This is a genomic window from Paraburkholderia sediminicola (genome assembly GCF_046027355.1).
GTDB classification, from domain to species: domain Bacteria; phylum Pseudomonadota; class Gammaproteobacteria; order Burkholderiales; family Burkholderiaceae; genus Paraburkholderia; species Paraburkholderia sediminicola_B.
Genome location: NZ_JAQQEK010000009.1, coordinates 230,213 through 252,814, shown reverse-complemented (window position 1 = coordinate 252,814; position 22,602 = coordinate 230,213). Strand labels below are relative to the sequence as shown.

General features: G+C 64.6%; 19 protein-coding genes. 6 read left to right on the top strand and 13 right to left on the bottom strand.

Annotation, left to right across the window (positions count from 1 at the left end; translation table 11 throughout):
• Positions 1-94: 94 nt before the first annotated feature.
• Entirely contained in the window at positions 95-484 is a 390-nt protein-coding gene (locus PQR42_RS18005; protein WP_408203739.1) for a hypothetical protein, read from the top strand.
• A gap of 135 nt (positions 485-619) precedes the next feature.
• On the opposite strand, the gene ftsB is transcribed toward PQR42_RS18005, so the two are convergent.
• The 10 genes from ftsB to PQR42_RS17955 all read right to left on the bottom strand — a co-directional run bounded on the left by ftsB (position 620) and on the right by PQR42_RS17955 (position 12,639).
• On the bottom strand, positions 620-1,057 hold the full coding sequence (gene ftsB / locus PQR42_RS18000; protein ID WP_408203737.1) for a cell division protein FtsB: 438 nt from the start codon (positions 1,055-1,057) through the stop codon (positions 620-622).
• Positions 1,058-1,164: 107 nt separating this feature from the next.
• Entirely contained in the window at positions 1,165-2,448 is a 1,284-nt protein-coding gene (gene eno, locus PQR42_RS17995; protein WP_115106943.1) for a phosphopyruvate hydratase, read from the bottom strand.
• Positions 2,449-2,662: 214 nt separating this feature from the next.
• Positions 2,663-3,517 carry a 3-deoxy-8-phosphooctulonate synthase gene (kdsA, locus tag PQR42_RS17990; protein WP_408175867.1) on the bottom strand — a complete coding sequence of 285 codons (855 nt, stop codon included), beginning with the start codon at positions 3,515-3,517 and terminating at the stop codon, positions 2,663-2,665.
• Positions 3,514-5,187, bottom strand: coding sequence for a CTP synthase (gene pyrG / locus PQR42_RS17985; protein WP_408203734.1), 1,674 nt, complete (start codon positions 5,185-5,187; stop codon positions 3,514-3,516). Before pyrG ends, kdsA begins: the two co-directional genes overlap by 4 nt.
• 140 nt (positions 5,188-5,327) lie before the next feature.
• The gene (locus PQR42_RS17980) at positions 5,328-6,131 is read right to left on the bottom strand and encodes an alpha/beta fold hydrolase (protein WP_408203732.1); all 804 of its coding nucleotides are present in this window, start codon (positions 6,129-6,131) and stop codon (positions 5,328-5,330) included.
• A 118-nt stretch (positions 6,132-6,249) separates the two neighbouring features.
• Positions 6,250-9,081, bottom strand: coding sequence for a DNA internalization-related competence protein ComEC/Rec2 (locus PQR42_RS17975; RefSeq protein ID WP_408387203.1), 2,832 nt, complete (start codon positions 9,079-9,081; stop codon positions 6,250-6,252).
• A 111-nt stretch (positions 9,082-9,192) separates the two neighbouring features.
• Positions 9,193-9,981 carry a TatD family hydrolase gene (locus PQR42_RS17970; RefSeq protein WP_408203728.1) on the bottom strand — a complete coding sequence of 263 codons (789 nt, stop codon included), beginning with the start codon at positions 9,979-9,981 and terminating at the stop codon, positions 9,193-9,195.
• A 46-nt stretch (positions 9,982-10,027) separates the two neighbouring features.
• Complete coding sequence (lolD, locus tag PQR42_RS17965; protein WP_408203726.1) at positions 10,028-10,771, bottom strand: lipoprotein-releasing ABC transporter ATP-binding protein LolD; 744 nt, start codon at positions 10,769-10,771, stop codon at positions 10,028-10,030.
• The gene (locus PQR42_RS17960) at positions 10,764-12,017 is read right to left on the bottom strand and encodes a lipoprotein-releasing ABC transporter permease subunit (RefSeq protein ID WP_408203724.1); all 1,254 of its coding nucleotides are present in this window, start codon (positions 12,015-12,017) and stop codon (positions 10,764-10,766) included. The genes lolD and PQR42_RS17960 overlap by 8 nt, the downstream gene beginning before the upstream one ends.
• Positions 12,018-12,393: 376 nt before the next feature.
• On the bottom strand, positions 12,394-12,639 hold the full coding sequence (locus tag PQR42_RS17955) for a hypothetical protein (protein ID WP_408203722.1): 246 nt from the start codon (positions 12,637-12,639) through the stop codon (positions 12,394-12,396).
• Between the two features lie 145 nt (positions 12,640-12,784).
• Between PQR42_RS17955 and PQR42_RS17950 the strand changes: the two genes are divergently transcribed.
• From PQR42_RS17950 to PQR42_RS17930, 5 genes are all read left to right on the top strand, one after another.
• Positions 12,785-13,960 carry a regulator gene (locus tag PQR42_RS17950; protein WP_408493686.1) on the top strand — a complete coding sequence of 392 codons (1,176 nt, stop codon included), beginning with the start codon at positions 12,785-12,787 and terminating at the stop codon, positions 13,958-13,960.
• 28 nt (positions 13,961-13,988) lie between these two features.
• Positions 13,989-15,695 (top strand): single-stranded-DNA-specific exonuclease RecJ, encoded by a 1,707-nt coding sequence (gene recJ, locus PQR42_RS17945; protein ID WP_408387205.1) that lies wholly within the window; start codon positions 13,989-13,991, stop codon positions 15,693-15,695.
• Positions 15,696-15,960: 265 nt separating this feature from the next.
• Positions 15,961-17,065 (top strand): peptide chain release factor 2 gene (gene prfB / locus PQR42_RS17940; RefSeq protein WP_106313460.1). Its coding sequence is split into 2 segments (ribosomal slippage): positions 15,961-16,041 and positions 16,043-17,065, totalling 1,104 coding nucleotides; the frame shifts between segments, so codons are not numbered across the junction.
• A 122-nt stretch (positions 17,066-17,187) separates the two neighbouring features.
• Positions 17,188-18,729: a lysine--tRNA ligase gene (lysS, locus tag PQR42_RS17935; protein WP_408387206.1), complete on the top strand. Its 1,542-nt coding sequence runs from the start codon at positions 17,188-17,190 to the stop codon at positions 18,727-18,729.
• Between the two features lie 320 nt (positions 18,730-19,049).
• A complete protein-coding gene (locus PQR42_RS17930) occupies positions 19,050-19,802 on the top strand; it encodes a glycine zipper 2TM domain-containing protein (RefSeq protein ID WP_408203714.1) in 753 nt (250 codons plus the stop codon).
• A 124-nt stretch (positions 19,803-19,926) separates the two neighbouring features.
• Here PQR42_RS17930 and iscX read toward each other — a convergent pair whose 3' ends face one another.
• From iscX to hscA, 3 genes are all read right to left on the bottom strand, one after another.
• A complete protein-coding gene (iscX, locus tag PQR42_RS17925; RefSeq protein ID WP_007181290.1) occupies positions 19,927-20,124 on the bottom strand; it encodes a Fe-S cluster assembly protein IscX in 198 nt (65 codons plus the stop codon).
• A 15-nt stretch (positions 20,125-20,139) separates the two neighbouring features.
• On the bottom strand, positions 20,140-20,481 hold the full coding sequence (gene fdx, locus PQR42_RS17920; RefSeq protein ID WP_097389705.1) for an ISC system 2Fe-2S type ferredoxin: 342 nt from the start codon (positions 20,479-20,481) through the stop codon (positions 20,140-20,142).
• Positions 20,482-20,630: 149 nt separating this feature from the next.
• Entirely contained in the window at positions 20,631-22,502 is a 1,872-nt protein-coding gene (hscA, locus tag PQR42_RS17915; protein ID WP_408493685.1) for a Fe-S protein assembly chaperone HscA, read from the bottom strand.
• Positions 22,503-22,602: the final 100 nt, after the last annotated feature.

Below are 22,602 nucleotides of genomic sequence, written 5' to 3'. Positions count from 1 at the left end.
CCGGGCGGCGCAGTATCTTTGATCATTGCGTTAGATCATTGGCGGTGCGCGCGGCGCATGATTTGCTTAGGCATCCGACCGATGGAGATCGAACATGAACCACCCTACTTCGTTGATACCGATGCTGCGCCGTGCGCGCACGGTCGCCGTGCTGGCTGTCGTCGTCGGCAGTGGCGCGCTTGCGGGCTGCATGATGGACCCGCCGGGTCCGTCGCCGATCTATAGCCGGTTGCCTGCGGATCAGTCGGGCATGGCAGCCACCGCCCAACCGCTGACACCAGAAGAACGCCAGCGGTATGACGCGATCGACCATCAGGTGATGGCCGAGCAGAATCAGGCGATGGCCGCTGAAAATGCGGCGCAAGCGTGGTCGCGTTACTACACGCCGCCGGTCAGCGTGTACGGCAGCTATTACGGCGGTGGATGGGGACACGGCTGGGGTACGGGTGTCGGCGTCGGTTACGGGCCGTACTGGGGCTGGTAAGCGGCGGCAAGCTCACGCATGCGGCGAGAATCCTGGCTCGGCGCGGCGGCGGCGGGCCCAAAGAAAAAGGCACGGTTCTCACCGTGCCTTTTTTGCATCCTTCATCCCGAATCGTTGTTTGTGCTACGGCGAGGCTCAGTGCGCAGGCTTCTTGTCTTTCGCGGCAGCCGCCTTACCACCATGCTTGCGATCCGGCTTCGCGCGCGACTCCGGATTCGGCACCACATGCAGCGGCGCGGTCGACATCTCACCACGCGTGGACGTCGTAACCGAAGGCGTGTTTGCCGTCGGCAACGGCGCGTTCGGCGAGACGAACTGCACGAACACTTCGCCATCCTTCACCATGCCCATTTCATAACGCGCCCGCTCTTCGACCGCGGACGTGCCGTTCTGCAAATCCTGCACTTCGCCTTGAATGCGTTCGTTGCGCAGTTTCGAATCGGCATTCTTTTGCACTTGCTGCGCCAGTTGCTGCTGCAACTCGTGGACGCGCAACCAACCGCCGTGCCCCCACCAGAGCGGGTACTGGATCAGCGCCAGTAGAACGATCAGGACAGCAGTGACAAGCCGCATGAAGTAAGCACAATAAATACACGCCGCCCTGCGCTATACGCAGGGCGGCGGGGTCAATCAGAAACGAAGGATAACCGGCTCATCGGTCAGCGCCAGCAAACCAGCCATTAGCGCAGATTGTAGAACGCCGACTTGCCCGGATAGCTGGCGATATCACCGAGGTCTTCTTCGATGCGCAGCAACTGGTTGTACTTCGAGATGCGGTCCGAACGCGACAGCGAACCCGTCTTGATCTGACCGGCGTTCAGGCCGACCGCGATATCCGCGATCGTCGAATCTTCGGTTTCGCCCGAACGGTGCGAGATCACGGCCGTGTAGCCGGCGCGCTTCGCCATTTCGATCGCCGCGAAGGTTTCCGTCAGCGTGCCGATCTGGTTGATCTTGATCAGGATCGAGTTGGCGATGCCCTTCTCGATGCCTTCCTTCAGGATGCGCGTATTGGTGACGAACAGGTCGTCGCCCACCAGCTGCACCTTCTTGCCGAGCTTGTCGGTCAGAATCTTCCAGCCTGCCCAGTCGCTTTCGTGCATGCCGTCTTCGATCGACACGATCGGGAACTTGTCGGCCAGGTTCGCGAGGTAATCCGCGAATTCCGTCGACGACAGTTGCAGGCCTTCGCCGGCCAACTGGTACTTGCCGTCGTGATAGAACTCGCTCGCTGCGCAGTCGAGCGCGAGCAGCACGTCTTCACCGGCGCGGTAGCCGGCTTTCTCGATGGCTTGCAGGATGGTCGACAGGCATTCGTCGTTGCTGCCGAAGTTCGGCGCGAAGCCGCCTTCGTCGCCGACGGCTGTGCTCATGCCGCGATCCGACAGGATCTTCTTCAGCGCGTGGAACACTTCGGCGCCGCAGCGCAGTGCTTCGCGGAAGGTCGGCTGGCTGACCGGCACGATCATGAATTCCTGGATGTCCAGGCTGTTGTTGGCGTGCGCGCCGCCGTTGACGATGTTCATCATCGGCACCGGCAGTTGCATCGCGCCCGAGCCGCCGAAATAGCGGTACAGCGGCAGGCCGGCTTCTTCAGCGGCAGCCTTCGCGACGGCCATCGACACGGCCAGCATCGCGTTCGCGCCGAGGCGCGACTTGTTGTCCGTGCCGTCGAGTTCCAGCAGGGTCTTGTCGAGGAAAGCCTGCTCGGAAGCGTCGAGGCCCATGATCGCTTCGGAGATTTCGGTGTTGATGTGCTCGACAGCCTTCAGCACGCCCTTGCCGCCGTAACGGCCGGTTTCGCCGTCGCGCAGTTCGATGGCTTCACGCGAACCCGTCGACGCGCCCGACGGCACCGCTGCGCGGCCCATCGTGCCCGACTCGAGCAGCACGTCGCATTCGACGGTGGGGTTGCCTCGCGAATCGAGAATCTCTCGACCGATGATATCTACGATAGCACTCATGGTTTCCTCAAGAAATGACGTTGAATTCTTTACTGTGACACTGTACCTGGCGTGTCGATCCGGAGTTAGCGCTTTAGCGCTTACTTCGGTCCCATGCAGAGCACCGGTCTCCCCGGCAAACTACCTGCGCGCCGATACGTTCGACGACCATTGCGTGCATTCGCCGCGTGCCACGATTGTGCGTACCGATCGTGACACACGGTGAACGCCTGAATCAGTTGAAATCGCTTTCGAGGAACGGCGTGCGCTTGACGGCCTGATCGAGCGTAACCAGCGTCTCGAGCAGATCGGCCATGCGATGCAGCGGCACGGCGTTGGGACCGTCCGACTTCGCCTCGGCCGGATTCGGGTGAGTCTCCATGAAGAGCCCCGACACGCCCACCGCCACCGCAGCCCGCGCCAGCACCGGCACGAACTCACGCTGACCACCGGAGCTCGTGCCCTGCCCGCCCGGCAACTGCACCGAGTGAGTGGCGTCGAACACGACCGGCGCGTTGGTTTCGCGCATGATCGCGAGCGAACGCATGTCCGACACGAGGTTGTTATAACCGAACGACACGCCGCGCTCGCACGCCATGAAGCGGTCTTCAGACAGACCCGCTTCACGCGCCGCATCGCGCGCCTTGTCGATTACGTTCTTCATGTCGTGCGGTGCGAGAAACTGGCCTTTCTTGATGTTGACCGGTTTGCCCGAACGCGCGCAAGCGTGAATGAAGTCCGTTTGACGGCACAGGAAAGCCGGCGTTTGCAACACGTCGACCACCGAGGCGACCTGCTCGATCTCGTGCTCGGCGTGAACATCGGTCAGCACCGGCAGACCGAGCTGGCGCTTCACTTCCGACAGGATGCGCAGGCCTTCGTCCATGCCCAGACCGCGGAACGACTTGCCGCTGCTGCGATTGGCTTTGTCGTACGACGATTTGTAGATGAACGGAATATTCAGCTTCGCGCAGATTTCCTTCAGCCGGCCGGCTGTGTCGATCGTCATCTGTTCGGATTCGACAACACAGGTGCCTGCGATCAGGAAAAACGGCTTGTCGAGCCCGATTTCGAAATCGCCCAGTTTCATGCTTTCTCCCCGACTGCGACCGGCGTGCGCGCCTCGTGATGCGCGAGCGCCGCTTCGACGAACGACTTGAACAGCGGATGGCCGTCACGCGGCGTGGACGTGAATTCCGGGTGGAACTGCACGCCGACGAACCACGGGTGCATGCTGCGCGGCAGTTCCATCATTTCCGGCAGATCTTCACTCGGGGTACGGGCGCTGATGATAAGGCCGCCGGCTTCGAGTTGGGGCACGAAGCGGTTATTGACTTCATAACGGTGGCGATGGCGTTCGTTCACATCCTTGCCATAGATCTCCTCGGCCATGGTGCCGGGCTTGATCGGGCAACGTTGCGAACCGAGGCGCATCGTGCCGCCCAGATCCGACTCTTCCGTGCGCTTCTCGACGCGGCCTTCGCGGTCGTACCACTCGGTGATCAGCGCGACCACGCGGTTCGGCGTTTCCTGATCGAACTCGGTGCTGTTCGCGTCTTTCAGACCGACCACGTCGCGCGCGAATTCGATCACCGCGAGCTGCATGCCGAGGCAGATGCCGAGATACGGCACCTTCGCTTCGCGTGCATAGCGGATCGCCGCCATCTTGCCTTCGGTGCCGCGACGGCCGAAGCCACCCGGCACGAGCACGGCGTCCAGATGCTTGAGGCTCTCGACGCCTTGCGTCTCAACTTCTTCCGAATCGATGTATTCGATGTTGACCTTGGTCGACGTATGCATCGACGCATGGCGCAGCGCTTCGATCAGCGACTTGTACGACTCGGTCAGATCGACATACTTGCCGACCATGCCGATCGTGACTTCGTGCTTCGGATGCTCCAGCTTCTCGACCAGATCGGACCACATGGACAGATCGGCGGCCTTCGGCGCGAGCTTGAGCTCTTCGCAGATGATTGCGTCGAGACCCTGATCGTGCAGCATCTGCGGAATCTTGTAGATGCTGTCCGCGTCCCACACGGAGATCACGGCGTCTTCCGGCACGTTCGAGAACATGGAGATCTTCGCGCGCTCGTCGTCCGGAATGCGGCGGTCGGCGCGGCACAGCAGCACGTGCGGCGAAATACCGATTTCGCGCAGCTTCTGCACGCTGTGTTGCGTGGGCTTGGTCTTCAGCTCGCCGGCCGTGGCGACCCAGGGCACCAGCGTGAGGTGCACGAAGCACGCGCTGTTGCGGCCCATGCGCAGGCTCATCTGACGCGCGGCTTCGAGGAACGGCAGCGATTCGATGTCGCCCACGGTGCCGCCCACTTCGACGATGGCGACGTCCGGCTCACCGCACGTCGCGGAAGCCGCGCCGCGTTCGATGAACGCCTGGATTTCGTTCGTGATGTGCGGGATGACCTGCACCGTCTTGCCGAGATAATCGCCGCGGCGTTCCTTGCGGATCACCGATTCGTAAATCTGGCCCGTGGTGAAGTTATTGGCCTTGCGCATCTTCGTGCTGATGAAGCGCTCATAGTGGCCGAGGTCGAGGTCAGTCTCCGCTCCGTCTTCCGTCACGAACACTTCGCCGTGTTGAAACGGGCTCATCGTGCCGGGGTCGACATTGATGTAGGGATCGAGCTTGAGGAGGGTGACTTTAAGACCGCGCGATTCGAGGATCGCGGCGAGGGAAGCGGCGGCAATACCCTTGCCGAGGGAAGATACTACGCCGCCGGTGACGAAAACATATTTGGTCATCGCTGGATGCTCGCGGGAAAAACGGATTATACCGTAAAGCAGGGCCCCAACCCCAGCAAAATCCGAGCGAGGTCGGCACGTGCATATGCCACGGCGGCGGCCGTTGCCGTGCGTCGATCATGCACCGTTTTCCGCGGCCGTCAGCCGCGCTGCTCCAATTCATGCAACATGCTTTGCACCGCGCGTGCGGTTTCGACCGGTTTTTCCATCGGGTAGAGATGACTGCCCTCGATCCATTCCACATGGCCACCGGTCGCGCGGCGGGTGGCGTCGAGACCGGCCTGGCGGATTTCCTTCGAACGCGTGCCGGCGATGAAACCCACCGGCACCGGCACGCCCCGCGCGAGCCGCGAGCCGAGCGTGTGCGGCAAGGTCTTATAGATCTGATATTCGGTACGGCGGTCGAAGGCCAGCGACCGTGAGCCGTCGGGCGAAGTCTGCGGAATGCCGAAGTCGATATAGTCGGACAGCATGCGCTCGTCCCAGCGCGCGAACGCCGGCTTCGAGTGGAAATGGCGCCACGCTTCGTCGCGACTCGCCCACTGGGTGCGGCGCGTGCGGGTGGCGGCCGCGGGCGAGAGTCGCTCATCGAGGCCGGTCCATTGCGACACGCGCAGCATGCTGCTGCGCCAGCCGGCGATCACCGGCGAATCGAGCATCACCACGCCCCTCACCCACTGCGGCTTCTTGAGCGCGGCCATCAACGACAGATAGCCGCCGAGCGAATGCCCCACCAGCCACACCGGGTGCTCGTACGTCCTGCGGATGTCGTCGAGCAACTGCTCGACCAGATGCGGCCAGTCCTGTGTCACCGGAAAGCGCGCGTCGTGGCCGATCCGCTCGATGGAGCGCAGTTCGTAGTCGTCGGCGAGCTCGGCGAAAATCGTCCGGTAGGTCGACGCCGGAAAGCCGTTCGCATGCGAGAAGTGAATGATGTTTTTCAACTGCGGCTATCTCCGTTCTGTTTTTGCGTCCGAGTTGTCGTGCGCACCTGCGTGCAATCACCACGCCCGGTGGCGCGTTTCTTCTATCTGTGCGGCCGGCAATTCATCGGCTAACCCGTCAGCGATCCATCCAGTAGCGGCGCTGCGTGTCGCGATAGCGCTCGAGCGTGACCATGGCGCTTTTGCCGGCGGCGCCGGCATTCGCCTCGGTCTCCGGGCTCACCTCGACGCGCACCGCACCGTCCGCATCGCTGCGCCCGAGCTCGATCTGCCGCGCCTTGTAGCGCTCGAACACACCCGCATTCGGATGATGAAAACGGTTGCGATAGCCTACCTGAAATAGCGCGATGAGCGGGTCGATAGAGTCGAGGAACGGCTCGGTCGACGAGGTCTTGCTGCCGTGATGCGGCACGACCAGCAGCTGCGCGCGTAACGCCCCGCGATCGCGCGCGAGCAGAACGCGTTCGACGGGCGCCTCGATATCCGCCGTCAGCAAGGCCGTCATGCGCGGCGGTTCTGTTTGACCTCGGCTGATTGACGGGTTTGCCAAGGCGGGCAAGGTGCTGACCCGCAGCACGCAGCAATGCGCGTTCGGCTTGCCTTGCAGCGGACCGGCGTCCGGCCAGAGCATCGCGAACTCCACGCCGTCCCACTGCCAGCGCTGACCCGCCGCGCACTGCAGCGTGTCGGCGCCGTGCTGGCTCGCGTTCAACCACAGCGCATTCGACGGCGCCAAAGCCGCCACCATTTGATGCACGTCGATCGCGTCCAGCACGGCGGGGGCGCCGCCCGAATGATCGGAGTCGGCGTGGCTGACGATCAACATATCGAGCGCCGTCACGCCATGCGCCTGTAGAAACGGCACGACCACCCGCTCGCCCGCGTGAGTGGACTCCGGGCCCGGCCCGGTATCGAACAGCAAGGTGTGATGCGCGGTTTCGACCAGCACCGAGGTGCCTTGACCGACGTCCAGCGCCGTCAAGCGGAAACTGCCGTGCGGCGGCCCCGACGGCGCGGGCATCAGCAGCGGCAGCCACGTCAGCGGCGCGGCCCAGCGCAGCGGCCAGCCACGCGGCGCCAGACACCAGAGCACGCCCACCGCCGCCGCGGCCAGCGTCCACGCGCCTGGTTGCGGCAGACGCCAGAGCGCCCAGGCGGGACCGGATAGCGTCTGCAAGCCCACCGCCAGTAGTTCGAGCAAAGCGTGCGCGGTATGCCATGCGTAGGCGTCAAGCGGCGCGGGCAACGCGACGCCGGCCAGCACCGCCGGCGTCACCAGCACACTCACCCACGGAATCGCGAAGGCATTCGCGAGCGGGCCGATCAACGGGATCTGCGCGAACCAGTAGACAGTCAACGGTGCGAGCGCGACCGTCACCGCGAACTGCACCTGCGCGGCGCTGCGCAGCCGCTCGTCCGCACTTCGCATGCGGCGGCGCAAGCCTTCACGCAACCTCGCCCATCGGCTCGCTGCCTCGCCGCCCTCACCTGTTTCGTCGCGATGCTGTTGATGATCCTGCACACGGGGCCGCCCCGACATGGCGAACAGAATCGCCGCCACCGCGCAGAACGACAACCAGAATCCCGCTGACACAACCGCCCACGGATCGATCAGCAGCACGAGCCCCAAGGCCCACGCGAGCACCGCCGAGCGCGCCACATTGCGCCCGCTGATAAAAGCGAGCGCGACGACCCCCGCCATCCACAGCGCGCGCTGCGCCGGCACATTGAAGCCGGCCAACGCAGCGTGGAGCGCGGCGAACACCGCCCCGCCCGTGATCGCGACGACTTGCGCGGGCAGCCGCAACGGCCAGTTGCGGCCGATCCATCCGGAGCGCCGCCAGAACGCGCCCGCCAGCCAGCCCGCGAGGCCCGCGACGAAACCGATGTGCAGCCCGGAAATCGCCACCAGATGACTTGTGCCCGTGCTGCGCATCAGCAACCAGTCCGCGGCGCTGACTTCGTCCTGCGCGCCGATGGCGAGCGCCACGACAATCCCGCGGTGCGGCGCGTCGGCGAGCACCGCGTCGATGCGCGCGCGCAGCGCGGCGCGCCAGCGGTCCACCGTCACGCCGACGCCGCGCGCAGTGCCACGCAAGCGCACCGCGTGAGCCGGTGCGCTCACATAGCCGGTGGCCCGCACGTTGCGCGCGAGCAGATTCGCCTCGGCATCGCGTACGCCGAAGTTGGCATTGCCATGCGGACGCTTGAGGCGCACGGTCAGCCGCCAGCGTGACCCTGGTTCGAGCAAAGGCGGCGGTGCGTCATCGGCGATCCATGAGAGTTGGATCACGTGTGGAAAAGCGTCGATCGGCGCTTCGGTCGATTCGACGTCGAATAGAAAGCGCGCGCCGTTTTCATCGTGAGATGGCAAACCTTTAATGCTGCCGACGACCTCGATGTCGCGACCTTCCCATGCGTTCGGCAAGCTCACTGCGAGGCGCATGTCTGCGCGCAAGGCTGCATAGCCGAATCCCACGCATAGCGCCGCGCACCACAGCGCGCTCCAGCCGGTGAACGACCGCACGCGTGGATTGAACCGGACGCGGCGAATGAGCGAACCAAGCGGCGCCAAACGCGAGTACGCGCGATTCGTCGGCGCTGCCGTCGTGTGCGCCGCGACGGCAGCTGTCGCAGCAGTTCCCGCCGCAAATCCAGCCTTAGCGCCAATCGCGGTCGCAGCCATAGCTGCAGTGCCAGCCTCCGCGCCAACCGTATTCATAGCCGCAGTTCCAGCGGCAGCCGCAACGTCGGCAATAGCCATCGCATCCGCCAATGCGCGCGCCCCATCAACCCGCGCGCTCCCGCCATCGCCCAAACCCCAAACCGCCACCACAACCGCGGCGCAAGCTAGCAACACCAACCCGCACAACCCAACCCAATCCGGCAACACCGCCTGCCGTTGCAGCCCGATCACGCCCAACGCAAATCCACACCACCATGCCCGCATCCGCCCTCCGCCAGCAATCGCCGGACGACGCAACGCTCGACGCACAGGCGTCAGCAAGCCCGCCAGGCGTGGGTATCGCCCGGCGCGAACCACTCAGACCATCGAGGTCAATTATGCAGAGGAAAGTGCGAGCCGCGGCAGCGCGGCGAGCGCGTTAGCCGTTGTGCCTAGGGCGGTTTCGTCGGCGGCCATGCCGCGCAGTTGCGCGAGGCCCGCGCCGATGGCCGGAATCTGCTCCGGCGTGTTGCGCTGCTTGTAGATCCACGACGGCGCGATGTCCGGCGCATCGGTTTCGACGACTAGCGCGTCGAACGGCAACTGCTCGGCGAGACGGCGGATTTGTCGCGCGCGCTCGAAAGTCAGATTGCCGCCGAAGCCGAGATGCATGCCTTGGTCGATATACGCCTGAGCCTGCTGAAAACTGCCATTGAATGCATGCGCGATGCCGCGATGAATCTGATGCCGCCGCAGTCCCTTGATCACCTGATCCTGCGATTTGCGCACATGGCAGATCACCGGCAGATCGAACTCACGCGCGAGCTGCAACTGGCCGTTGTAGAAGAATTGCTGGCGGGCGTCGTCGAGACCGTCGACGAAATAATCGAGGCCGATCTCGCCGATTCCGACAAATAGCGGGTCGTCGAGACTCGCTTCGATTTCCATGCGCAGCAGTTCAAGATCGCTCTCCTGCGCCCCCGGCGTGAACAACGGATGAATGCCGAGCGCATACGCACCGCCCTCAACCTGATGCGCCAACTCGCGCACCGCCGCGAAATTCTGCCGGCCGATCGCCGGAATCACGATCCGACCCACGCCCGCGCGGCGCGCCGCCGCCGCGACTTCCGCGCGGTCGGCGTCAAATTCCGAAGCGTCGAGATGACAGTGCGTATCGATCCACATGACGTGCCTCGCTAACGGCGCAACATCGGCTCGCGGAGGCAAGCCATCAAACCGGCACCGGCGGCTCTTCGTGCAGCACGCCGTCGCGCAGCCGCATGATGCGGTCGCAACGTCCCGCCAATTCCGGATCGTGCGTGACGATCACGAAGCTCGTATCGAGCGTTTGCGACAGTTCGAGCATCAGGTTGAAAACGGTGTCGGCGGTGCCACCGTCGAGGTTGCCGGTCGGTTCGTCGGCCAGCACGCAGGCCGGCTTCGTTACCAGCGCCCGGGCAATCGCGACGCGCTGACGCTCGCCCCCCGACAGTTCGCCCGGACGATGCTTCGCGCGATGCCCCATGCCGACGCGCTCCAGCACCGTGAGCGCTTCGCGGCGCGAGGCTTCAGTCGTCATGCGGCGAATCCGCAGCGGCATCGCGACGTTATCGAGCGCGGTGAACTCCGGCAGCAGATGGTGGAATTGATACACGAAACCCAGCGCGCGATTGCGCAGGTCGTTGCGTTCACGCTCGGAGAGCTTGGTGAAAGGCTTGCCCATCACCGAGACATGACCGGCGCTCGGATCGTCGAGGCCGCCGAGCACGTGCAGCAGCGTGCTCTTGCCGGATCCCGACGCACCGACGATCGCCAGCTTCTCGCCGCGCCGCACGCTCAATTGCGCGTTGTTGAGCACCGTCACGTTCAGACCGCCCTGCACGAACGACTTGGAAATGCCGGTCGCTTCCAGCACGTAGGGATGCGGCACGGTGTCGGAAGAAGCCATGGATAGGTTAGCGGAACGGTCATTCATAGCGCAGTGCCTCCGCGGGACGGACTTTCGCACCACGCCAGCTCGGGTACAACGTGGCCAGCGCCGACATCACGAAGGCGATGACGCCGATTCGCGCGACGTCGGCCGGCACCAGTTCAGACGGCAGTTCGCTGATGAAATACACCGACGGCGGCAGGAACTGCACGCCGAGCAGATGCTCGATCATCGGCACGAGCCATGGAATGCTCCACGCAATCAGGCAACCGAGCGCGACGCCCGTGGCCGTGCCGATAAAACCGATCGTCACGCCCTGCACCACGAAAATCTTCATGATCGAGCCAGGCTGCGCGCCGAGCGTGCGCAGAATCGCGATGTCGGCCTGCTTGTTGGTCACCGTCATGACGAGCGACGACACCAGATTGAACGCCGCCACCGCGATGATCAGCGTGAGGATGATGAACATCATGCGTTTTTCGATCTGCACCGCCGAGAACCAGGTCTTGTTCTGCTGGGTCCAGTCGCGAATGTATAAATCGCCGGACAGTGTGCGCGCAAGCTGATGCGCGACTTCCGGCGCGCGCTGCATGTCGGTCAGGCGCAGCCGCACGCCGGTCGGCGCGGGCAGCCGGAACAGCGCCTCTGCGTCCTTGATGTTGATCAGCGCGAGCGTGCTGTCGTATTCGTAATGCCCTGACTCGAAGACGCCCACCACCGTGAACTGTTTCAGCCGCGGCAGCATGCCGGCAGGCGTGATGGTGCCTTCCGGCGCGACCAGCGTGATCTTGTCGTCGACCGCCACGCCGAGATTGGTGGCGAGGTCGGCCCCCAGCACGATGCCGAAGTCGCCCGGCTTCAGCGCGTTCAGACTGCCGCCCTTCATCTCCTTACCGATGTCGGACACCTCGGGCTCCAGCGACGGCTCGACGCCGCGCAGCGCCACCCCGCTCACCGCATCCTGGCGCGTGAGCAGCGCCTGCGCTTCGACATAGGGCGCCGCGCCGATCACTTCCTTGTTCTGGCGGGCTTCCTTGGCGGTCAGCTCCCAGTTGGGCATCGACCCGGTCGGCGAAAAGATTTCGACGTGCGCGAGCACCGACAACATGCGGTCGCGCACCTCTTTCTGAAAACCGTTCATCACGGACAACACGACGATTAGCGCCGCGACGCCGAGCGCGATGCCCGACATCGACACGAGCGCGATGAAGGAAATGAAGCCGTTACCGGTCGTGCGTTTGCCGGCGCGGGTGTAGCGCCAGCCAATCTGCCATTCGTAGGGAAATTTCAAGCGAATCCTTTTCTGCGTTCTTCGGCTTTGTGCCGCGCACGAAGGCGTGAAGCGCCTGCCGTGCGGCCCGAGCGTCGTGATCATTGGTGTCGTTGCGACGCGGATGGTTCCGGTACGGCGCGCCGGAGCGTAGCAATGCGCGCGCCACCGCGGTCCGCGACTGTCCGGAAGGCGGCCGTTGCTGTCGCCGACATCGCTGCCACCACTAATCAAGCGCGAAGTTTGCCATACAATGCCGCCCGCTCGCGCAAAGGCAGTGTGGACGGGACCTCGAACAGAAACGCCGGCCACCGGCGGTCAGGTCGGCTCGGCGGCGGCTGTCCTGAATCGGCGCCGCGTCGCCGTGCGCCGGGTTCGGGCGCGATGCCGGTTTCGTCTAACGCAGGTTGTAACGCCCGCGCAGCTCGTTGATGATGCCCGCGGCGGCGCTGTTGGCGATCTCCGCCACGTCGGCGTCCTTGCGGTCGCGGTGCAGATGGCTGATGTCCCAGTTGCAGCCGCTCTCGTCGTCCACGGTTTCGTGAAAGCCGGTCGGAATCCAGCCGGCGGTGGACGGGTTCGCATCGAGCGCCTTGACGACCAGCGCTAGCAATTCCTGCTCGGTTTTGAGTTCACGCGACATGCCGGTCTCCCTCGTCATGTGCGCGGTGCCGCCGCGCGCGGCTGTTGCTGCGGCGACCGGCCGGCGGCGAACCCGAAGGTCCGCTGCCGCCACGTTTCGTCGAGCGAATGCTGATGGTCGGAATACTCGCACTCTTTGCCCTACAATGCGCAGCATCATGCTCGCCAACCGTCTCCATCTTCTCCTGCCCTTCGCGCTGCCCGCCGCAGCGGACGCTTCCACCGCCCTTCACGCCATCCGCAGTCCGGCCCTCGACCGGCTGATCGCGCGCGCGACGCTGGTGGAACGCGTGATCGGCGAAGACTTTCAGCGCACGCTGCCACACGAGCGCTGGGTGGCGCGCCAGTTCGGCGCGCTGCCGAGCGGCGCGGCCGCCGCCGACGAAGCGCCGCTCGCGCCCTACATGCTGCGCGCCGACGGCGGCGAACCCGGCACCGCGACATGGGCCTGCGTGCAGCCGGTGCACGTGCGCATCGCGCACGATCATCTGGTGCTGATCGATCCAGCCTCGCTCGACCTGTCCGACGAAGAAGCCGGCGCGCTGCTCGCGGTCGCGCGGCCGCTGATCGAGGAACTCGGCGTGCGTATCGAAGCGCCGCGGCCCGCACGCTGGTATCTCTCCGGCGAAGGCTTCGGCACGCTCGCCGGCGCGTCGCCGTTGCGCGCGAGCGGCCGCAACATCGAAATCTGGCTGCCGCACGAGGCGCATTCCGGCGAGCGTTCGCGCGCGTGGATGAAGCTGCAGAACGAAGTGCAGATGGCGTGGTTCGAGCATCCGGTCAACGAAGCGCGCGAGGCGCGCGGCCTGCCGGCGGTCAACTCGATCTGGTTTCACGCGCAAGGCGCTATGCAGCCGGTACGCAGTCCGTTCGCACGCGTGTTCTCCGATGCGGCCGCAACGCGCGGTCTCGCGATGACTGCGGGCGTCACGGCGGCTGCGCCGCCGGCGTCGTTTGCGGCGCTGCGGGCGGCTGGCGCTGCGCGCGGCGCTTCGGATAACGCTCTGCGTGGCGCGTCGGGTGGCGCGTCCGAGTTCAACGACGCGAATGCAAACACGAACACGAGCGGTCCCACGCTGGTCGAACTCGATCCGTTCTCCGCGCCCTACATCGAGCAGGACTGGGCGCGCTGGAACGACGCCTTCGCCGCCATGCAGACCGACTGGTTCGAACCGGCGCTCGCCGCGCTGCAATCCGGCGATCTCGCTGAACTCGGCCTGACCTTGTGCGGCGACACCGGCTCGGTGACGCTCTCGGTCACGCGCGGCGATCTGCGCAAATTCTGGCGGCGGCGCGTGCTCGCCTCGCTCTTCATCGAATAATTGATTGAATGACTCACGGCCTTTCCGAATGACTCGAATCGTTACGCGCGCCTCGTCTCCCGTCGACGCCGAAATCCTCACCCGCCACGGCCTGCATCCGGTGCTCGCGCGCCTCTACGCGGCGCGCGGCGTGTGCATGCCCGACGAAATCGAAACCGGCCTCGCGCGCCTCGTGCCGCCGGTCGCGCTCAAGGGCTGCGAAGTCGCCGCCGCCTTGCTCGCCGACGCGATCCAGAACCAGCGCCGCATGCTGGTGGTCGCCGACTACGATTGCGACGGGGCCACCGCCTGCGCGGTCGCCGTGCGTGGACTGCGCATGTTCGGCGGCCGGATCGAGTATCTGGTGCCGAACCGCTTTGAGTACGGCTACGGCCTGACGCCGGAGATCGTCGCGCTGGCCGCGCGCAGCGCGTCGGGCAAACCGGAGCTGCTGATCACGGTGGATAACGGCATCGCGAGCGTCGACGGCGTGGAAGCGGCCAACGCGCTCGGTATCGACGTGCTGGTCACCGATCACCATCTGCCCGGTGACGAACTGCCGGCTGCCCGCGCGATCGTCAATCCGAATCAGCCGGGCTGCACGTTCCCGAGCAAGTGCATCGCGGGCGTCGGCGTGATGTTTTATGTGCTGCTGGCGTTGCGCGCGGAATTGCGCCGCCGCGGCGCCTTCAACGACGCGTTTCCCGAACCGCGCCTCGACGGCCTGCTCGATCTGGTCGCGCTCGGCACGGTCGCGGACGTGGTCAAGCTCGACGGCAATAACCGCGTGCTGGTCGCGCAAGGGTTGCAGCGCATCCGCAAGGGCAAGATGCAGCCGGGTATCGCCGCGCTCTTCCGCGCCGCCGCGCGCGACGCCCGCAGCGCGTCGGGCTTCGACCTCGGCTTCGCGCTCGGACCGCGCCTGAACGCGGCGGGACGCCTGTCGGACATGTCGCTCGGGATCGAATGCCTGACCACCGACGACATCGGCCGCGCCTGGGATCTCGCGCAGCAACTGGACACGATGAACCGCGAACGCCGCGAGATCGAAGCCGGCATGCAGCAGCAGGCGCTCGAAGACCTCTCGGCGATCGATCCCGAGGGCGCGACCACCATCACGCTGTTCAACCCGAGTTGGCATCAAGGCGTGATCGGCATCGTCGCGGGGCGGTTGAAGGAGAAATTCCACCGGCCCTCGTTCACCTTCGCGCTCGCCGACGACAGCGGCCAGACCGTCAAAGGTTCGGGCCGTTCCATCGCGGGCTTCCATCTGCGTGACGCGCTCGATCTGATCTCGAAGCGCGAGCCGGGCCTGATCGTCAAATTCGGCGGTCACGCGATGGCCGCGGGCCTCACGCTCGCCGCAGCCGACGTGCCGCGCTTCACCGCCGCGTTCGAAGCGGTCGGCCGCGAATGGCTCTCCGAGGACGCGCTCTCGCGCACGGTCGAAACCGACGGCGAACTCGAAGACGCGTACTTCACGCCGCAATTCGTCGAAATGCTCGACGCCGCCGTGTGGGGCCAGGGCTTTCCGGCGCCGGTGTTTTCGGGTGAATTCGACATCGCCTCGCAGGCCCTGGTGAAGGACAAGCACCTGAAGCTGCAACTCGTGCGCGGACGCCAGCGCTTCAACGCGATCTGGTTCAATCACACCGACACACTGCCCGCCCGAACCACCGTCGCCTACCGCCTCGCGAGCGACACGTGGAACGGCGTGTCGCGCGTGCAGCTAATCGTCGAGCACGCCGCGAGCTAAGGTGGCCAGTTGAAATGACCGGTTCAAGCGGCGAGTTGGAATCGCGAGCTGAAGCGCAGACCTGACACGACGAATCCAGGCGATGAGTCGACGCCGGCGAGTCAAGCGACCTGCCGACCGTGTCGGCGCCGGCGCCGGCGCACCGAAAACCCCGAAAATCTCCGCAAAATCAACCGCAAACACGCGCCGGATCGCTGAAGAGCCTCCGGCGCGGCACGCCGATCGGCTATAATTTCCCCTTTTTACGAAGCTATAAAAGATCGACATGGAAGCGGAACGTCTCAACGCGATCGAAGCCTCACTGGCGGACCTGCGCACTCGCGCGGATTCGCTACGGGGGTATCTTTGACTACGACGACAAAGCACTGCGTCTAATCGAAGTCAACCGGGAACTCGAAGACCCGGACGTCTGGAACGACTCGAAGCACGCCCAGGCCCTCGGCCGGGAGAAGAAACTGCTCGACGACACCGTCGGCAAACTCACATCGCTCGATAACGACCTGCGCGACGCGCAGGACCTGTTCGACATGGCCCGCGAGGAAGACGACGAGGAAACTCTCCTCGCCTGCGAATCCGACGCGCAAGGCATCGAACAGCGCGTGGCCGACATGGAATTCCGCCGCATGTTCGCGAACCCGGCCGATCCGAACAACGCGTTTCTGGACATCCAGGCCGGCGCCGGCGGCACCGAGGCGTGCGACTGGGCGTCCATGCTGCTGCGCCAGTATCTGCGCTACTGCGAGCGCAAGGGCTTCAAGACCGAAGTGCTGGAACAGACCGACGGCGACGTCGCGGGCATCAAGAACGCCACGATCAAGATCGAAGGCGAATACGCGTACGGCTTTTTGCGCACCGAAACCGGCGTGCACCGCCTCGTGCGCAAGTCGCCGTTCGACTCGTCGGGTGGCCGTCACACGTCGTTCTCGTCGGTGTTCGTGTACCCGGAAATCGACGACTCGATCGAAGTCGACATCAACCCGGCCGATCTGCGTATCGACACGTACCGCGCGTCCGGCGCGGGCGGTCAGCACATCAACAAGACCGACTCCGCCGTGCGTATCACGCACATGCCGTCGGGCATCGTCGTGCAGTGCCAGAACGACCGTTCGCAGCACCGCAACCGCGCTGAAGCCATGGCCATGCTGAAATCGCGCCTGTACGAGGCGGAAATCCGCAAGCGTCAGGAAGAGCAGGACAAGCTCGAAGCCGGCAAGACCGATGTGGGCTGGGGTCATCAGATCCGCTCGTACGTGCTGGACAACAGCCGTATCAAGGATCTGCGCACCAACGTCGAAATCAGCAATACCAAGAGCGTGCTCGACGGCGACCTCGATCCGTTCATCAGCGCCAGCCTGAAACAGGGCGTCTAAGCGCAACCGGCGCGGCCTGCCTTTGCAACGCCGCGCCGCATCTTTTTACCGCCTGAGGTTTTTACTGACTGGCCACCCGCATGCGAGCCACTTCCGTGCGGGCCACCGAATACCAAATCATCATGACCGAACCGACCCAGCCTAATGTGGCCCAGCCGAACGTCGTGCCCGAGGTGGACGACAACAAGATCATGACCGAACGCCGCGAAAAGCTGCGTGAACTGCGTGAGCAAGGCATCGCCTATCCGAACGATTTCCGCCCTACTCATCACGCAGAAGATCTGCAGTCGCAATACGAGCACGCGGATAAAGAAGCGCTCGAAGCGAATCCGCTCGAAGTCGCGATCGCCGGCCGCATGATGCTCAAGCGCGTGATGGGCAAGGCAAGCTTTGCGACTGTGCGCGACGGTTCGGGTCAGATCCAGTTCTTCATCACGCCGGCCGACGTCGGCCAGGAAACGTACGACGCCTTCAAGAAGTGGGACATGGGCGACATCGTCGCGGCGCGCGGCGTGCTGTTCCGTACCAACAAGGGCGAGCTCTCGGTGCGTTGCACGGAACTGCGCCTGCTGTCGAAGTCGTTGCGTCCGCTGCCGGACAAGTTCCATGGTCTGTCCGATCAGGAAATGAAGTATCGCCAGCGCTATGTCGATCTGATCGTCACGCCGGAAACGCGCAAGACCTTCGTCGCGCGCACCAAGGCGATTTCGTCGATCCGCAAATTCATGGCCGACGCCGAGTTCATGGAAGTCGAAACGCCGATGCTGCATCCGATTCCGGGCGGCGCGGCGGCCAAGCCGTTCACCACGCACCACAATGCGCTCGACATGCAGATGTTCCTGCGTATCGCGCCCGAGCTGTATCTAAAGCGGCTGGTGGTCGGCGGCTTCGAGCGTGTGTTCGAGATCAACCGTAACTTCCGCAATGAGGGCGTGTCCGTGCGCCACAATCCGGAATTCACGATGATCGAGTTTTACGCCGCGTACACCGATTACAAGTGGCTGATGGACTTCACCGAGCAGTTGATCCGCCAGGCCGCGATCGACGCCCTGGGCACGGCCACGATCACGTATCAGGGCCGCGAACTCGATCTGGCGAAGCCGTTCCATCGCCTGACGATCACCCAGGCAATCCAGAAGTACGCACCGCAATACACGAACGAGCAACTCGCCGACAGCGCATTCCTGCGCACCGAGCTGAAGAAGTTCGGCGTCGATGCGTCGCAGCCGCAGTTCCTGAACGCGGGCGTCGGTTCGCTGCAGCTGGCGCTGTTCGAAGAGACCGCCGAGTCGCAATTGTGGGAACCGACTTACATCATCGATTACCCGATCGAGGTGTCGCCGCTGGCGCGCGCGTCGGACAAGGTCGACGGCATTACCGAGCGTTTCGAGCTGTTCATCACGGGCCGTGAGATCGCCAACGGCTTCTCGGAACTGAACGATCCGGAAGACCAGGCGGCCCGCTTCAAGAAGCAGGTCGACCAGAAAGACGCCGGCGACGAAGAAGCGATGTTCTACGACGCGGACTACATCCGCGCGCTCGAATACGGCATGCCGCCGGCGGGCGGTTGCGGCATCGGCATCGACCGCCTGGTCATGATGCTGACCGACAGCCCGAGCATCCGCGATGTGATTCTGTTTCCGCATCTGCGCCGCGAAGACTGAGCGTTGCGTGGTGCGCACCAAGGAGAACGCCCGGCTCGATGCCGGGCGTTTTTCTTGCTACTTCCTTTGAAAGCACACTGGCGGCCGCCTGACGGTTTGTAACCATCGGTAAAAGCTGCACGCCGTGCGAGGATTCGGCCGTCTGCGTTCGTCGCGCGAGCGCTTGCCGGAAGAGGCACCCCGCCGCGCTGCGCGGCCTTTGACGCGACGCCATCGTGATCATTGCCCGGAAATCGTTACAAATTGAAACCCTCGCGGAATCGATTTACCCGACACTTTGTCTTACCAAAAGTCGACGCTGTTGAAGACGGAGGCCAAAAATGGACAATCCCAACACGCAACCCACCCCGCAATCCGCGCAGCCTGCGCAACAACGCCGGATTCACCCGCTCGTCGCGACCGCTGCCGGCGCGGTGATCATCGCAAGCCTCGCCGCCACGGCGGCTGTCACGGGTCTGTTCACGAAGGCGTCCAGCAACGGCTCGCAAAACGATCAGACGCAAGCTGCGCAGGTCGCGACGCAAGCCACGCCGCCGGGCGTGGTCGATTCGGCGGCGCCTGCCAACCCGACGGCGCAACAGGCAGCGCAGCAACAAGCTGCCCAGCAGCAGGCCGCGCAACAGCCGCAACCCGCACCCGTTCCGGCGCCTGCACCCACACAGCAGCAGCAATACGCACAGCAGCAACAGGCGCAGCCGGCGCCTAACTATGCCCAGCAGCAGCCGGCGCAACCGGCCTACTGCTCGACATGCGGCACGGTCGAGGCCATCTCGGCGGTACGTCAGGAAGGTCACGGTACCGGTATCGGCGCGGTCGGTGGCGCGGTGGCCGGTGGCGTGGTCGGCAACCAGTTCGGTAGCGGCGGCGGCCGCACCGCGATGACCGTTCTCGGCGCGCTCGGCGGCGGCCTTGCCGGCAACTCGGTGGAAAAACATATCCGCAGCACCACGTCGTACTCGGTGCGGGTGCGGATGGAAAGCGGCAAGACCCGTTACTTCACCTACCATGAAGCGCCGCCGTTCCAGCAAGGTCAGCGCGTGCGGGTTCAGAACGGCACGCTTGTAGCAAGCTAGGCGTAACTACGCGGGTTGTTTCCGCCAGACGCGAAAAAGGCGATTCCAATGGAATCGCCTTTTTTCTTTACCGAGGCCGGAGCGCAAGCAGATCGCTGACCGGCGTCGGAAAACTCAGTGACGCTCAATAATCCGCGTCTTCAATCCATGCAGCCTGAATCGCCTCGAGGATCTTTTCGTTCGACCGGTTAGGATCATCGTCGAATCCTTCCAGCTCGGTGACCCAACGGTGCAAGTCGGTGAAGCGCACCTGTTGCGGATCGATGTCCTGGTGCTTGTCAGTCAGGGCCATCGCGATGTCTTGCGTATCGGTCCACTTCATGGCTGCATCCTCCTGTTAGTGGTTTTCCTTCGCGTGATTGATCGAGTAGCGAGGGATTTCGACAACCAGATCCTGCTCAGCCGGCACCATGGCCTGGCACGACAGACGCGAGGCCGGTTCGAGCCCCCACGCCTTGTCCAACAGATCGTCCTCGTCTTCCTCCGATGGCGTCAAGGCGGCGAAACCCTCACGCACGATCACGTGGCAGGTCGTGCATGCGCACGACTTCTCGCATGCGTGCTCGATTTCAATGCCGTGCTCGAGCAGGCTGTCGCAGATGCTCTTGCCGGGCACGGCATCGATCACCGCGCCTTCCGGGCACAGTTCGACGTGAGGCAGCACAACGATTTGAGGCATACATTTTCCGTTTGGGTCTGAGGCACGGCGGCCGCAAACAGGCTCCGTACCATTTTACTGGCGCCGCGCGGACTTTTTAAGTCCATGTGGCGCGATTCGGTTCTTTGCGGCGGACCGGTCAGGCGGCCCGCCTGCCGCTAACGCAAGGCTCAGATCTCGTCGAGCTTGCGGCCGGCGAGCGCGCGGCGAATGCCCTTGTTCATGCGGCGGGCGGCGAATTCGTCGGTGCCTTCGGCGAGGGTTTTGGTGGCGGCTTCGATCACGTCGACGTCGTCGCTCTGCGCGACGTTGCGCAATGCATCGAGCAGCGTGTCGAGTTCGGCGCGCTCGCTGTCGTCGAGCAGTTCGGCGTCGGCGGCGAGTGCGGCGTCGGTGGCTTCGACGAGACGCCGCGCTTCCACTAGCGCTTCGCGCAGCGCGCGAGCCCGCATGTCGACTTCAGCGGTCGAGAAGCTGTCTTCGAGCATTCGGGCGATGTCGTCATCGGCGAGACCGTAGGACGGCTTGACCACCACCGACGCTTCCACGCCCGATCCCTGCTCGCGTGCGAACACGGACAGCAGACCGTCCGCGTCCACCTGGTAGGTCACGCGGATGCGCGCCGCGCCGGCGGCCATCGGCGGAATGCCGCGCAGTTCGAAGCGCGCGAGCGAGCGGCAGTCGCTGACGAGTTCGCGCTCGCCTTGCACGACGTGGATCGCCATGGCCGTCTGGCCATCCTTGAAGGTCGTGAAATCCTGCGCGCGCGCGACTGGAATCGTCGAATTGCGCGGGATGATTTTCTCGGTCAGGCCGCCCATCGTCTCGACGCCGAGCGAGAGCGGAATCACGTCGAGCAGGAGCCACTCGTCGCCGTCCGCACCGCGGTTGCCCGCGAGCAGATCGGCCTGGATCGCGGCGCCGAGCGCGACCACCTGATCCGGGTCGAGATTGATCAGCGGCGGCTGGCCGAAAAACGACTCGACCGCGCGACGGATCACCGGCATGCGCGTCGCGCCGCCGACCAGCACCACGCCCTTGATTTCCTTCGTCGTGACTTTGGCGTCGCGCAGCGCCTTTTTCGTCGGGCCCAGCGTGCGCTGCACCAGCGCCTGCGTGATGGCCTCGAAAGTGGCCTCGCCGATCGTCAGATCGATCGGAGCGCCGTTCGAGAGCGTGGCCTGTAGCTTCGCACTCGGTGCGTCGGACAAGGCCTCCTTGGCCTCGCGCACGCTGTCCAGCAGCAGGCGCACATCTTCCGGTGCGAGCGTGTGCGGCGCGATGCCGGCTTGCTCCAGCACATGGCGATACAGCGCGTGGTCGAAATCGTCGCCGCCGAGCGCTGAGTCGCCGCCGGCCGCGAGCACCTCGAATACGCCCTTGGTGAGCTTGAGAATCGACAAATCGAAGGTGCCGCCGCCGAGGTCGTACACGGCGTACAGCCCTTCGGAACCGTTGTCGAGGCCATAGGCGATCGCGGCCGCGGTCGGCTCGTTCAGCAGGCGCAGCACGTTCAGGCCGGCCAGACGCGCGGCGTCCTTAGTCGCCTGACGCTGGGCTTCATCGAAATAAGCCGGCACCGTGATCACGGCGCCGACCAGTTCATCGCCGAGCGAGTCTTCGGCGCGCTGGCGCAGCGTCGCGAGAATTTCGGCCGACACTTCGACCGGGCTCTTCACGCCGTCGATGGTGCGGATCTGCACCATGCCGGGTGCATCGATGAAATCGTACGGCGCGTTTTCGGCGCCCTCCACTTCCGCCTTGCCTCGGCCCATGAAGCGCTTGACCGAGACGATCGTGTTGCGCGGATCGCTCGCGGCCTCAGCCTTGGCCGTGCGGCCGATACGGCGGCCGCCCTTTTCCAGGTAGCGCACCACCGACGGCAGCAGCACATGGCCGTCTTCGTCGGGCAGCACGTCGGGCACGCCGCTGCGCACGGCCGCGACGAGGGAATTGGTGGTGCCGAGATCGATACCGACCGCCAGACGCCGCTGGTGGGGCGCCGGCGCCATGCCGGGTTCGGAGATTTGCAGTAGGGCCATCTGGATCTTCTCGGGGCCGCTCGGCCCCGTCCTGAATTTTCGCGTTGCTGGTTGTAATGCTACGGCTCTTCTAGCGGCCATCGCCGCACTCACGGCGCGC

Bases quoted from the DNA above. Each gene is read 5' to 3' on its own strand.
- lysS (WP_408387206.1), top strand. From the start codon at position 17,188: ATGACCGAACCGACCCAGCCTAATGTGGCCCAGCCGAACGTCGTGCCC.
- pyrG (WP_408203734.1), bottom strand. From the start codon at position 5,187: ATGACCAAATATGTTTTCGTCACCGGCGGCGTAGTATCTTCCCTCGGC.
- PQR42_RS18005 (WP_408203739.1), top strand. From the start codon at position 95: ATGAACCACCCTACTTCGTTGATACCGATGCTGCGCCGTGCGCGCACG.
- lolD (WP_408203726.1), bottom strand. From the start codon at position 10,771: ATGAATGACCGTTCCGCTAACCTATCCATGGCTTCTTCCGACACCGTG.
- kdsA (WP_408175867.1), bottom strand. From the start codon at position 3,517: ATGAAACTGGGCGATTTCGAAATCGGGCTCGACAAGCCGTTTTTCCTG.
- PQR42_RS17970 (WP_408203728.1), bottom strand. From the start codon at position 9,981: ATGTGGATCGATACGCACTGTCATCTCGACGCTTCGGAATTTGACGCC.
- PQR42_RS17950 (WP_408493686.1), top strand. From the start codon at position 12,785: ATGCGCAGCATCATGCTCGCCAACCGTCTCCATCTTCTCCTGCCCTTC.
- recJ (WP_408387205.1), top strand. From the start codon at position 13,989: ATGACTCGAATCGTTACGCGCGCCTCGTCTCCCGTCGACGCCGAAATC.
- eno (WP_115106943.1), bottom strand. From the start codon at position 2,448: ATGAGTGCTATCGTAGATATCATCGGTCGAGAGATTCTCGATTCGCGA.
- hscA (WP_408493685.1), bottom strand. From the start codon at position 22,502: ATGGCCCTACTGCAAATCTCCGAACCCGGCATGGCGCCGGCGCCCCAC.
- ftsB (WP_408203737.1), bottom strand. From the start codon at position 1,057: ATGCGGCTTGTCACTGCTGTCCTGATCGTTCTACTGGCGCTGATCCAG.
- PQR42_RS17930 (WP_408203714.1), top strand. From the start codon at position 19,050: ATGGACAATCCCAACACGCAACCCACCCCGCAATCCGCGCAGCCTGCG.
- fdx (WP_097389705.1), bottom strand. From the start codon at position 20,481: ATGCCTCAAATCGTTGTGCTGCCTCACGTCGAACTGTGCCCGGAAGGC.
- iscX (WP_007181290.1), bottom strand. From the start codon at position 20,124: ATGAAGTGGACCGATACGCAAGACATCGCGATGGCCCTGACTGACAAG.
- PQR42_RS17975 (WP_408387203.1), bottom strand. From the start codon at position 9,081: ATGCGGGCATGGTGGTGTGGATTTGCGTTGGGCGTGATCGGGCTGCAA.
- PQR42_RS17955 (WP_408203722.1), bottom strand. From the start codon at position 12,639: ATGTCGCGTGAACTCAAAACCGAGCAGGAATTGCTAGCGCTGGTCGTC.